Here is an 805-nt window from a genome sequence, read left to right as displayed (position 1 = left end):
CCACCGCCTGCGCCGCCCCCGTAGGGGCCGCCTCCGGGAGGGCCGCCGCCGGGAGGGCCGCCGCCGTACGGGGAGCCGGACCCCGGGGCTCCGGGGCCGCCCGGTGGGGGGTGCTTCTTGAACGGGTCGTCGTCCGGCGGCTGCTGACCGGAGCCGGGAGGCGGTTCGGTGGTCATGCACCCGAGTCGACCGCGAACGCTCCGGGCCCGCATCCGGCGAGCCGCCGTCCGGAGTAGGAGCGACGGCGGCAGGGGTGACGGCGGCAGGGGTGACGGCGGCAGGGTGACGGCCGTGGGGGCACCGGCACGAGGAGTACCGGCGGTGCGGGTACCGCCGGCCGGTGGGGCTCAGCCCGCGACGAACGTGTGCGCGGCCTTGTCGTGCCAGCACTGCCGCCAGGGCTTGTCGAACACGCACCACACGACGCCGACCACACCGACGACGAGCAGCCCGGGGACGCTGAGGACCAGCCAGCGGCGCAGCGCGGCACCGAAGGCCGGGGCGTCGTGGCCCTCGATGTCCCGTACGTCCAGGCCCAGCAGCTTCTTGCCCAGGGTCCGCCCCCACTTCGCGGTGGGCAGCACCTCGTAGAGGACTCCCGCGAGGAGAAGGACGGCGAGGACGATGCCGAGCAGGACCGAGGTGGTGCCGTCGAGCAGCCAGACCGTGACGGTCTCGCCGGACAGTCTGGCCGCCTCGATCTTCGCGTCGATGTGGTCCACGGCCCTGATGCCGAGCGGGACACCGGCCGCCGCGGTGACGGCGCCGAGCACGATCGTGTCCAGCAGCCGGGCGGCCAGCCGCT

General features: G+C 75.3%; 1 protein-coding gene and 1 pseudogene. Both read right to left on the bottom strand.

All coding sequences use genetic code 11. The features are described 5' to 3' along the window. Positions 1-176, bottom strand: a pseudogene (locus B9S61_RS42120) (RDD family protein); the annotation flags it as partial. A gap of 171 nt (positions 177-347) precedes the next feature. Then, positions 348-805 (bottom strand): RDD family protein (locus tag B9S61_RS06045; protein ID WP_146064729.1); only part of this gene is annotated, 458 nt, incomplete at its 5' end.

This window comes from Streptomyces sp. SM1 (assembly GCF_002910825.1).
In the GTDB taxonomy this organism is placed as follows: Bacteria; Actinomycetota; Actinomycetes; order Streptomycetales; family Streptomycetaceae; genus Streptomyces; species Streptomyces okerensis.
This window is presented reverse-complemented; position numbering and strand designations above follow the sequence as displayed.